This is a genomic window from Gordonia rubripertincta (genome assembly GCF_038024875.1).
Taxonomy (GTDB): domain Bacteria; phylum Actinomycetota; class Actinomycetes; order Mycobacteriales; family Mycobacteriaceae; genus Gordonia; species Gordonia rubripertincta.
The window spans coordinates 88529-100229 of the sequence record NZ_CP136136.1; the positions used below are offsets into that span (position 1 = coordinate 88529).

At 67.7% G+C, this 11701-nt stretch carries 8 protein-coding genes and 1 pseudogene; 1 reads left to right on the top strand and 8 read right to left on the bottom strand.

The features are described 5' to 3' along the window. Positions 1-9: 9 nt before the first annotated feature. The 8 genes and pseudogenes from RVF83_RS00400 to hpf form a co-directional block, all read right to left on the bottom strand. The gene (locus RVF83_RS00400; protein WP_005197519.1) at positions 10-1344 is read right to left on the bottom strand and encodes a fatty acid desaturase family protein; all 1335 of its coding nucleotides are present in this window, start codon (positions 1342-1344) and stop codon (positions 10-12) included. 186 nt (positions 1345-1530) lie between these two features. Then, a pseudogene (locus tag RVF83_RS00405) lies at positions 1531-2650 on the bottom strand (GNAT family N-acetyltransferase). 121 nt (positions 2651-2771) lie between these two features. Next, a complete protein-coding gene (locus RVF83_RS00410) occupies positions 2772-3887 on the bottom strand; it encodes a ferredoxin reductase (RefSeq protein ID WP_039880280.1) in 1116 nt (371 codons plus the stop codon). Positions 3888-3978: 91 nt separating this feature from the next. Beyond that, positions 3979-4545, bottom strand: a complete 567-nt coding sequence (locus RVF83_RS00415) for a DUF6912 family protein (protein WP_005197522.1) — start codon at positions 4543-4545, stop codon at positions 3979-3981. A gap of 77 nt (positions 4546-4622) precedes the next feature. After that, positions 4623-6098, bottom strand: a complete 1476-nt coding sequence (locus tag RVF83_RS00420) for a wax ester/triacylglycerol synthase family O-acyltransferase (protein WP_005197523.1) — start codon at positions 6096-6098, stop codon at positions 4623-4625. Positions 6099-6146: 48 nt separating this feature from the next. Then, a complete protein-coding gene (locus RVF83_RS00425; RefSeq protein ID WP_236577612.1) occupies positions 6147-6617 on the bottom strand; it encodes an Rv3235 family protein in 471 nt (156 codons plus the stop codon). A gap of 187 nt (positions 6618-6804) precedes the next feature. Next, entirely contained in the window at positions 6805-9624 is a 2820-nt protein-coding gene (gene secA / locus RVF83_RS00430) for a preprotein translocase subunit SecA (protein ID WP_005197525.1), read from the bottom strand. Between the two features lie 175 nt (positions 9625-9799). Next, entirely contained in the window at positions 9800-10621 is an 822-nt protein-coding gene (gene hpf / locus RVF83_RS00435; RefSeq protein WP_005197527.1) for a ribosome hibernation-promoting factor, HPF/YfiA family, read from the bottom strand. Positions 10622-11006: 385 nt separating this feature from the next. Between hpf and RVF83_RS00440 the strand changes: the two genes are divergently transcribed. Beyond that, positions 11007-11675: a ComF family protein gene (locus tag RVF83_RS00440; protein WP_005197537.1), complete on the top strand. Its 669-nt coding sequence runs from the start codon at positions 11007-11009 to the stop codon at positions 11673-11675. The last annotated feature ends 26 nt before the right edge of the window (positions 11676-11701 follow it).

The following is an 11701-nucleotide window of genomic DNA, read 5'->3' on the forward strand; positions in this document are numbered from 1 at the left end:
CGACGACGATCAGGCGGCAGCCTCGTCATCGCCGCGTGCCGCGTGCAGCGGCGTCACCACGGCACGGCGTCCGCGTCCGGCCCGACGACGCTCACGCAGACCTGCGATGGCCGAGCGCAGCCCACGACGGGTACCGGTCTGCTCGTCGATGGTCGCCTGGAGTCGGGTGCCCTCCGGCAGCCCCTGCTTGAAGCGACGCTCGGACGCGGTCTCCGGCGCATCGTCGGCGGTCGCCTTGAGGTACTTGTCCGGCAGCGACAGCTTGGCGATGGTCCGCCAGGTCTTGGCGTACTGCACCGGGAACGGACCCGAGGTGTAGGGCAGGTCGTACTTGTCGCACAGCGCGCGCACCTTCACCGCGATCTCGGCGTACCGGTTGCTCGGCAGATCCGGGAAGATGTGGTGCTCGATCTGGTACGACAGGTTGCCGCTCATGAACGCGAGGACAAAACCGGAGTCGAAGTTGGCGCTGCCCAGCATCTGGCGCAGGTACCATTCGGCCTGAGACTCGCTGTCGATGTCCTGCTTGGTGAACTTCTCCGCACCGTCGGGGAAGTGCCCGCAGAAGATGACGGCGTTGCTCCACACGTTGCGGATGACATTGCCGAGCGCGTTCGCGGTGGCCGCCTTGCGGTAGGCGTTGACGTAACCGACCTTGTGTCCGGTGGTAGCGCTGACCAGCGCCGGATAGGCGAGGTAGTCCTTGGCGACCTGCTTGCCGATCTTCGACAGCACGTCGGCGACATCGCGCTTGTGCTGTTCCCGCTCCTCCGGCGTCCGGCGCTTCTTACCCAGCTCGAGGTGCTGCACGGCGACGCCGTACTGGAACGCCAGCGCGAGGATCGTGTTGTAGACGAGGTTGCCGTAGTTGAACGGACGCCACCGCTGATCGCGGGTGACGCGCAGCAGGCCGTAGCCCACGTCGTCGTCCATGCCCAGCACGTTCGTATACTTGTGATGGATGTAGTTGTGAGTGTGCTTCCAGTGCGCCGACGGGTCGGTGTTGTCCCACTCCCACGTCGAGCTGTGCACCTCGGGATCGTTCATCCAGTCCCACTGCCCGTGCATCACGTTGTGCCCGAGCTCCATGTTCTCGACGATCTTCGCCACGCCGAGGGCACCCGCGCCGGCCCACCAGAGCGACTTCTTGGTGGAGCCGAAGAGCAGTGCGCGTCCGGCGAACTCGAGGCCGCGCTGGAACCGGATCGTGTTGCGCAGGTAGCGGGCGTCACGTTCGCCCCGACTTGCCTCGACCTCCGCGCGGATCGCGTCGAGTTCGGCACCGAGTGCCTCGACGTCCGCCTCGGTCAGATGTGCGTACTCGGGGATGTCCGTGATCGCCATTACGCGTGCTCCCTTCGCAGGTGGGATGGGTTCGGCGGCGGTCGGCATCGACCTGCGCCCCGACCGGCTGACGCCGGATTTCAGACCCTTACGTTTCCGTAACTTACGCAAGCGTAGGTTACGGGTAGCGCGCCTGTCCAGCGATGGGGTGCCGTAAGGGCACGGAATTTTCCTACGAGGAGGGCGTCAGCCGCGAGCGGCCTCGCGATAGTCGTCGATGTACAACTCGAAACCGATGAGATCCTCGAAGACACCGTCAGACCGGGCGGCGAGTTTCTGCCTGCTGACCTCGCGGAAACCGGCCGCACGGGCGAGTTTCTTGCTGCCCTCGTTGCTGTCGGCGGCGAACAGGGTCAGCCGCCGGAAGCCGAACTTCTCGAATGCGTACCGGACCGACGCCGGGAACGCCTCTCCCAGAACACCGTTCCCGCGTGCTTCGGGGTGGGTGTAGAAACCGGCCTCTGCGCCGGTGACCTCATCGATGTGCAGGAGCGTGATGTCGCCGAGATAGTCGTCGGTCTCCAGATCGGCGACGGCCCAGGTACAGGTGAGGCCCTGCGCCGCGGTCCACCACTTGCGCAAGCGTTCGGCCGCCGCGTGCTCGAGCTCCAGCGGATCGGGTCGCGCGAAAAGGTACTTGCGCGAGATCGGGTCGTCGAGCGTCTCGCGGATGCGGGGGTCGTCGTGCTCGGCGAGGGGCCGGAGGCGGAACCGCTCGGTCTCGAACACGTCGGTGCGCCACTCGGTCTGCGGTTTCCGCATATCGTCGGCGCGCAAGGAGCCGACCCACGCGTCGCGGATGTGGCCGCGGACCTCGACCCCGTCCGGGACCGCGGCGTCGAGCCGAAATCCACAGGAGTGGGCGACCCGCAGCGCGTCGATGTTGCCGGCGACCGTCGTCCAGCGGACGACCTCCTTACCGGCCTCTGTGAAGGCGTAATCGACCGCGAGCAGGACCGCGCGCTTCATCACGCCCCAGCCGCGGGCGTCGGGATGGAGGTCGTAGCTGAGACTGCTGAGCGGGCCCTCCCCGGCGAGGTCGACGGTGCCGACGAATCGGCCGTCGAACTCGACGGCCCACAGCATGCGGGTGCCGTCCGCCCAGGATCTGGGGTGCGTAGTCGAGGGCGAATCTCTCGGCGGCGGCGCGACTGTAGGGCGCCGGGATGGGTGTCCACCGCATCATGGCCTGGTCGGCCGCGAGCTCGACCATGCGATCGAGATCTCGGGGCTCATGAGGCCGCAGCGTCACCCCGCCGTCGGTGAGGACGGGGACGTTCTCGGGAACCGGGACCGCGGCTTTCACCGGTCAGCCCTCGCGCCGAACCGGACGCCGAACAGGACGGGATCCATCACTGTGACCAAGCACGTTTTCGAGCGTACCGGCAGTTCCCGGGGCGGCGCCGGGTCAAGAGCGAAGAAGGTGGTCAGACGTCCAGCGTGCAGTCACCCGCGGCTGCACTGATGCACGTCTGGATGCGTTCGCCCTCGACGTGCTCGACACCGGAGCGCAGATCGCGCACGCAACCCTTGTCGAGCATCACCACACAGCTTTGGCAGATCCCCATCCGGCAGCCGAACGGCATGATCTCACCCGCGGCCTCACCGGCCTCGAGGAGGGTGGTCGCGCCGTCGACCTCGGCTGTCTTGCCCGACCGCTTGAACGTGACCGTGCCGCCCTGTGCACCGACCACACCGCGTTCGAGGGCGAAACGTTCGATGTGGAGATGGTCGGTCAGGTCGTCAGCGGAGTAGAGACGATGCAGGCCGTCGAGGAATCCTGCCGGTCCGCAGGCCCAGGTCTGGCGTTCGCGCCAGTCCTCACACAGGGACGGCAGCACCTCCGGGGTGACCTTGCCCGCGCTGCGGGTGTACTGGACGTGGAGGTCGATGAGGCCGGAGGCCGCCATCGCCTGCAGTTCGTCGGCGAAGAGCAGCTCGGCCTCGGTGGGCGTCGAGTGGATGAGGCGGATGTCGGTGCTCTGCTTGCGCTGCCGGACGGTCCGCAGCATCGAGATGATCGGCGTGAGGCCGCTGCCGGCCGTCGCGAACAGGATCTTCGCGGGCAACGGGTCGGGCAGGACGAACTCGCCGCGCGGTGCGGCAAGACGCACGACGGTGCCCGGCGTCAGGCCGTTCACGAGGTGGGTCGACAGGAAGCCCTCGGGCATCGCCTTCACGGTGATGGCGATGGTCTTGTCGTTCGCCGACGCATCAGGGGTCGAGGTGAGCGAGTACGAGCGCCACGTCCAACGGCCGTCCATGAGCACACCGATGCCGACGTACTGGCCGGGCGCGTAGTCGAAGGAGAATCCCCAGCCCGGACGGATCCGGATGGTCGCACTGTCCTCGGTCTCCCGGTGCACCGAGATGACCTTGCCGCGCAGCTCGCGGGCCGACCACAACGGGTTGGCGAGGTGCAGATAGTCGTCGGGAAGCAGGGGCGTCGTGATGCGGGTGACCGCCGCACGGACCCACTGCGCACCGCGGCTACGTGCCGCGACCCCGGCCACCGGTTCTTCGAATCGCTCGAGCAGACCCAACTCACACACCGCCTTCGACGTCTCCGAACACTGCGCCTGACACTCTAACCTACGCAACCGTAGGTTAGCGCCATCGAGGAGTCGACCGGTCTCAGAGCAGTTCCAGCAGGAACGGCAGCTCCTGGGTGGCGTACCAGGCGAGGTCGAAGTCCTCGATGTCGCCGACAGCCAGTTCGGCGTCCAGGTCACCCATGTCGGCGGCATCGATGACGACCACCGCGGCACGTACCTTGCCCTCCGCCTCTTTCACGTCGACGTGGACCGAGGCGACCGCCGAGAGCGGGATCGTCCCGCCGACCTTGACCACCGCATCGTCGAGATCGGGACGCAGTTTCACGTCCTCGACGTCGGCGGCGACGACCACGCGGCGCGGCGGCAGCGACGGGGTGACTCCTGGCTTCGTCACCGCCTCGTCCGCGGCGAGATCGCGCTCGGCCTCGGCGTCGCCGGATTCTGGCGCCTCCCCGGCGAGAAGACGCAGCGACGCCCGGGCAGCCTCCCGCATCGCGACCTCCGAGAGCTCCTCGTCGTCGCCCGAGACGAACGCCTCGCGCAATGCCGGGGTCAACGCGAACCCGGTGCCGCCGATCGGCCGGAACTCGCCTTCAGAGTTGAGCTGCATCAGCATTGCCAACGTCGCCGGCAGGTAGACCCTCATTCGACCATCGCTCTCCTACGACGACCGCTCCACGCGGTCCGATTGCGGTACCCGCTCACCTTAGCCGCGCCCCCGACTCAGTCGGTGGTCAGCAACTCCTCGAAGGACTCGGTGACGTAGTCCGCCAGCACGGGCAGGTCGGGGATGACGCCGCGGTCGGCCATGAACGAGAACTGCAACCGGTCGCCGTATTCGACGATGCTCACCGCAAGTGCCCTCTGCGAGACGAGAACCGGGATGTAGAAGATCTCGCGGACCGGCACGCCGAGCACGAACCGGTCGGCAACCGGGGCGGTGCTCATCGCCACCGGGACGTTGTACCCGCGGCTGTCGAGCGACCGGAACGCGCGCGAGCTGAAGTCGGCGAAGGGCACGACGCCGAGCTCCGGGAACAGTGGGCTCGGCCCGGTGCTCATCCGCCGCGACGACTGCGCATAGCGCTCGGCGAGGCCGGCGACCTGGGCGAGACGCACCGTCGGATTCGACTCCCCGACAGGCAGGTCCGTCACGAAACTCGGTTTGCCGACGTTGATCCAGCCCGGTTCCGCCTCCGCCTCGACCTCCACCCCGGGGTCTCGCGGCGACAGCGGGATCACCACGCGGACGGTGTCGGCCGGCACGGCCGCCGGATCGACCGACAGCATCCACCGGCGCACCACACCCGAGATGATGGCGAGTTCCACGTCGTTGACGGTGCAGTTGTGGTGGTCGGCGATCTTCGCGCAATCGCGGCGAGGGACCGACGCCGTGGTGAACGTGCGGGTCGTCGTGCCCGTGTTGTTGAGCGGGCTGCGCGGCGCGTGGTCGGTGAGCTGGCCGACGACGTCACCGGCCCGGCGGACGGTCCGGCCGACCACCGACCGCACCTCGGAGACCAGGCCGTTGCCGTGCACCACGGTCTCGACGAGGTCGCCGGGACGCGCCATCGCCTCTGCGAGTGCACCCACGACCAGGTTCGCCGACCCCGGCGGCGAGCCGGGCATCCACAGCTCCTCGGGCAGCTCCTCCGGCTCGACGGTGGGGTCGCAGATGACCTCGCTGATCTCCGGGTGGTCCGGACCATCGATCAGACACCGGTGCGACTTGGTGAGGATCGCGAGCCGGCCATCGGCCAGGCCCTCGATCAGGTACATCTCCCACAGCGGCCTGGTGCGATCCAACGGCCGGGACATCACCCGGGAGATGAGCTCGGCGAGATCCGCGGGCCCACCGGGCCGCGGTAACCCCGAGCGCCGGATATGGAAGTTGATGTCGAAATCCCGGTCGTCGACCCACACCGGGCGGGCAAGTCCGAGCGTGACCTCGCGGACCACCTGCCGATACCGGGGCGCCAGCTGGAGCCGGTTCTCGACCAGCGACACCAGCGATTGGTAGTCGAGCGCGGGTCGAGGGGACGCGGCCAGGGCCCCGGCATCCCCGGTCGTCGGGTGGTCGGCCTTCTTCGGCTCGCCGACACAGGGGTCCACGACCAGCAACGCCCCGAGATGCGTCGTCGACCGGGAATCGTCGAGGAAGTAGTACATCGCGTCGCGCGGCGACAAACGGTTCACCACGCCGCCGATCCTAGCCGTCCAGCTGCGTCGGGGCCGGACTCGACGGGGTCAACAGAACTCGAGGGCCACGAGCTGCCAGCGGTATTCGACCCGACCGAGACCTGTTCGCGCACCGGCGCCGCCGGGGCGTGGATCGCTCCCACGCACACGGCACGGTTTGCGCTCCACGCGCCCGGCAAAGGCCCGGACGCGCCCACCGCTGAGATAGGAGCCGAACACCTCGGCCGCACTGGTGTCGCACAGCTGGACGTGCACACGCTGGAGGACCGTACCGCGAGCGGATGGCCCCCCGGGGGGACCGGTGGTTTCGGCCACCCGGAAGGCGTCGTGACGAACCAGCGCGGCCACCTGATCGGCGATCGACGGCGACACAGAGTCACCGAGATGAGCTATCCCCCTCCGACGGTCGAAGACCTCGAAGAGGAGTCGCGACGTGGCCACCGTGAATCGCCTGGCCTCCACCGCGGCAGCCAGGGTCTTGCGCGATGGTCCCGCACCGGGGCGCGGCCGAGGGAACACCGCGCTTACCGTCCCGGAACCGACCGCCCCGGCACCCATCGCACCGGGCCCGGCCGGCTCATACGTCGGGGCGGGCAGTACCCGGACCCGCGGCGTCCGTGTACCGACAGGAGGAGCGGAGGTGAGTGTCTTCATGGGGATTGGACGCAGCCACTCCCTGTCGGGTTCCGCTTTCTCCCGAATTTTTTCAGCGACGCTGTTTCTTGGCCTTCGGCGGCTTCGGACGGCTGCCCTTCGTGTTCGCCCGCGCGGCCGCGCGTCGCTCACGCCGACTGGCCGAGTCGGCGGTACCGGCCAGTTCCTCCTCTTCGGAGTGGACGACCGTGCCGCCACCCTCATCGGGGCCGGAGAACGTCATCGGCACTTCGCCGTTGGAGGTCCCGGAGCCACGCAGGGCTGCGGGGACCTGCGAACCGGCGTCAGCCGCCGGCGCGGGTGCGGGTGCACCCGCACCGACCGCGGCACGGAGATCGGCGGCGGTGGGCAGCGGCGGTTGCGGTGCCGGCTGCTCGGTCTGAACCTGAGCATTGAACAGGATGCCGAGCGCCTCCTCCTTGAGGCCCTCGAGCATGCCGTTGAACATGTCGAAACCCTCGCGCTGGTACTCGACCACCGGATCGCGCTGCGCCATCGAACGCAGGTGGATACCCTCGCGCAGGTAGTCCATCTCGTACAGGTGATCGCGCCACTTGCGATCGAGGACGCTCAGCAGGACGCTGCGTTCGAGCTGGCGCATCGCGCCCTCACCCGCGATCTCGTCGATCGCTTTCTCGCGCTTGTCGTAGGCGGCCTTCGCGTCGGCGACGAGGGTCTCGCGCAGCTCTTCGGCCGAGATGTCGTCGCGCTCACCGTATTCCGTCTCGCCCACGACCCCCTTGGGGTCGAGTTCGATCGGGTACAGGGTGCGCAGTGCGGTCCACAGCTCGTCGAGGTCCCAGTCCTCGGCGTAACCCTCGGCGGTCGCACCCTCGACGTACGCGCTGACCACGTCGTCGATCATCTGCTTGACCTGCTCGTGGTGATCCTCGCCCTCGAGGATCTGACGACGCTCGGCGTAGATGATCTTGCGCTGCTCGTTCATGACCTCGTCGTACTTGAGGACGTTCTTGCGCATCTCGAAGTTCTGCTGCTCGACCTGGGTCTGAGCGCTGCGGATGGCCTTGGTGACCATCTTGGCCTCGATCGGCACGTCGTCGGGCAGACGGCTCATGATCGCCTCGAGCGCACCGCCGTTGAAGCGGCGCATCAGTTCGTCGGCGACGGACAGGTAGAACCGCGACTCACCCGGATCGCCCTGACGACCGGAACGGCCGCGCAGCTGGTTGTCGATTCGGCGGGATTCGTGCCGCTCGGTGCCGAGCACGTACAGGCCGCCGGCCTTGCGGACGGCCTCGGCCTCCTCGGCGGCCTTGGTGCGCGCGACCTCGATGGCCTCGTCCCAGGCGGCCTCGTACTCGTCCGGGGTGTTCACGGGGTCGAGTCCGGCCTTGCGCAGGCGGGTGTCGGCGATGATGTCCGGGTTGCCGCCGAGCACCACGTCGGTACCGCGACCGGCCATGTTGGTGGCCACCGTGACCGCGCCGAGGCGACCCGCCTCGGCGATGATCTGGGCTTCCTGCTCATGAAACTTTGCGTTCAGGACGCTGTGCGGGATCTCGCGCTTCTTCAGCTGTCGGGACAGGTACTCCGAGCGCTCGACGCTGGTGGTACCGATCAGCACCGGTTGGCCGATCTGGTGGCGCTCGACGATGTCGTCGACGACCGCGGCGAACTTCGCCTCCTCGGTCTTGTAGATCAGGTCGCCCTGGTCCTTGCGGACCATCGGCCGGTTGGTCGGGATCGGCAGCACACCGAGCTTGTAGATCTGGTCGAACTCTGCGGCCTCGGTCTCGGCGGTGCCGGTCATGCCCGACAGCTTGTCGTAGAGGCGGAAGTAGTTCTGCAGGGTGATCGTGGCGAGGGTCTGGTTCTCGGCCTTGATCTCGACGCCTTCCTTGGCCTCGATCGCCTGGTGCAGACCCTCGTTGAAACGGCGGCCGTCGAGCACACGACCGGTGAACTCGTCGACGATCAGGACGTCGCCGTTGCGGACGATGTAGTCCTTGTCACGCTGGAACAGCTCCTTGACCTTGATGGCGTTGTTCAGGTAGCTGACCAGGGGCGAGTTGGCGGCCTCGTAGAGGTTGTCGATGCCGAGACGGTCCTCGACGAACTCGACGCCGGCCTCGTGCACGCCGATCGTCTTCTTCTTGATGTCGACCTCGTAGTGGACATCCTTCTCGAGCAGCGGCGCGATGCGCGCGAACTCGGTGTACCACTTGCTCGACCCCTCGGCGGGGCCCGAGATGATCAGCGGGGTGCGGGCCTCGTCGATGAGAATCGAGTCGACCTCGTCGACGATCGCATAGGCGTGGCCGCGCTGGACGAGGTCGGCGAGCGAGTGCGCCATGTTGTCGCGCAGGTAGTCGAAGCCGAACTCGTTGTTGGTGCCGTAGGTGATGTCGGCGGCGTAGGCCTCGCGGCGCGCGGCCGAGGACATGCCGGTGAGGATCACCGCGGTCTCGAGGCCGAGGAAGCGGTGGACGCGTCCCATCCACTCCGAGTCGCGCTTGGCGAGGTAGTCGTTGACGGTGACGACGTGGACGCCCTCGCCGGAGAGCGCGTTGAGGTATGCCGGGAGCACACAGGTGAGGGTCTTGCCCTCACCCGTCTTCATCTCGGCGATGTTGCCGTAGTGCAGCGCCGCGCCGCCCATGATCTGCACGTGGAAGTGCTTCTGGTCGAGTACGCGCCAGGCCGCCTCGCGGGCCGTCGCGAACGCCTCGGGCAGCAGTTCGTCGAGCGTTTCACCATCGGCGATACGTTTCTTGAACTCGTCTGTCTTGGCTCGCAGTTCGGCGTCGGAGAGCGCCTCGAACTCGTCGGACAGCGCCTCGACGTGCGACGCGATCGCGTCGAGTCGCTTGACCATGCGGCCTTCGCCGACACGCAACAGCTTGTTCAGCACCGTGGATCGAGTCCCTCACCTGTAGAAAACACACGGAATCCGGCCCGTGCGAACGCACAGACCGGATCCCATGGTAGCGAGGTGAGCTGAGCAGACCCTGATCGACCGGCACGTTGTCGGGACGACTTCATCCCGTCGGATCGTCCGCGGCCATCCGGAACGGCTCAACCCGCGTTCATGTCAGGCGGATGAGGCCGTAGTCGAAGGCGTGCCTGCGGTAGACCACCGACGGCTTGTCGCTCTCCTTGTCGTGGAACAGGAAGAAGTCATGCCCCACGAGCTCCATCTCGTAGAGCGCGTCGTCGACCGTCATCGGCACCGCGGTGTGCTCCTTCACACGCACGACCTGACCGGGTGTGTAGTCGTCCACGTCGTCGTAGTCGGGTTTCGTGGAATCGGCCGGGGCGGTGCCCTGATCACCGACCAAACCGTCGACGGACAGCTGGTTGTCCCGCAACGGCGGTGCGCCGATCTCGGTGGCCTCGGCCACCGACAGCGGACGGCGGTTGCCGTGGTGCACGCGGCGGCGGTCCTTCACCCGGCGGAGACGGGATTCGAGCTTGTCGAGGGCACGTTCGAGTGCGGCGTAGAAGTTCTCGCCGCACGCCTGGGAGCGCACGATCGGGCCCTTGCCCTTCGCGGTGACCTCCACCTTCTGACAGACCTTGGCCTGCCGACGGTTTCGATAGTGCTTCAGCTCGACGTCGAATTCGAAGATCGTCGGATCGAATCGCTCGAGACGAGCGAGCTTGTCGCCGACGTAGATGCGGTAGTGGTCGGGTATCACGACGTTGCGGCCGCTGAACACGATCTTGGCGATGGGCTCGGCGGGTTCGTCCACGTCCACCGTTCCGGGTGGGCGGACGAACGCGAACTCCTGGTCGTCGGAGTCGTTCTGGGCGGGTTGGTGATCGGGCTCGAGGCCCTCCTCCACGGTCGGCCTGGGGTCCGCGAGTTTCGGTTCGCGCTGGCCTTTGCGATGGATGACTGTGGACATTCAACTACCTCCTGAATTGTTCCCGGCGGCGGTTAAGACATCGTGATCTGTTGTCGCACTGATGGTTTGGCCGGCGCCGAGGATTTGTCCATGCCAGCTGACAGCTGGCACTCATCGATAGGGGCATCACCTCCCGAAAAATCGGTCGTGTACGGCGCGAGGACTGAACTGTCCTCCCGGCAACCCGATGTACCCAAGACCGTAGTCGCAAGTTCGGGTATCGGCCACGTTTTGACCCGCCGCGTCGGGCATCCCGGGACAAGTGGGGACCGAGGGCCCGCTCGCGGTGATTCCAAGGACTCGAACAACTCGGCGAACAGGGCGAATCTCTCCACAGCCGGAATGCCACACCCGGTGTGCCGGGACCCGGACCTAGGGTCGGGACATGACCTGGCGTCAGGTACCCGCCGCGGCCGCAGATCTGGTCTTCCCGGTGGTCTGCGGAGGGTGCGGACGGCCCGGGACACCGTGGTGCGCCCACTGCGAAGCCGCCTGGCACGACGCCCCCGTCGCCGCCCACCCGCGGATCTCGCCGGGTGTCCCGGTGTGGGCCCTCGGTCGGTACCGGGGTCCCCATCGGAACGGGATCATCGCCGTCAAGGAACACGACCGCCGTGATCTGATCCCGCCGCTGGGTGCGGCACTCGCCCACGCCGTACGGATGCTGGCCGGCTGGGGCGAGCTACCCGACGCCGACCGCATGGCGCTGATCCCCGCGCCGACCCGCCGGCTGAGCGCACGACGCCGTGGCGGCGATCGGGTCACCGCGATCGCCGAACGCGCGGCACCGCTCCTGGGTTCCCGTGTGTCCGTCGCGCCGCTGCTGGTGACCGCGACGACCGCCCGCGACTCCGCCGGACTCGACGCCCGGGCACGTGCCCGCAACCTCGCGGGGGCGGTCCGGCTCCGCGTCGGTGCGCGTCCACCGCCCGGTGCCACGGCGCTCCTGGTCGACGACGTGCTGACCACCGGGGCCACCGCAGCCGAGTCGGTGAGCGTCCTGCACGCGGCCGGGGTCGGAGTTGCGGCGGTCGTCGTGCTGGCCGCTGCCTAGCCGGAGTTCGGTCTCTACGAGATCGA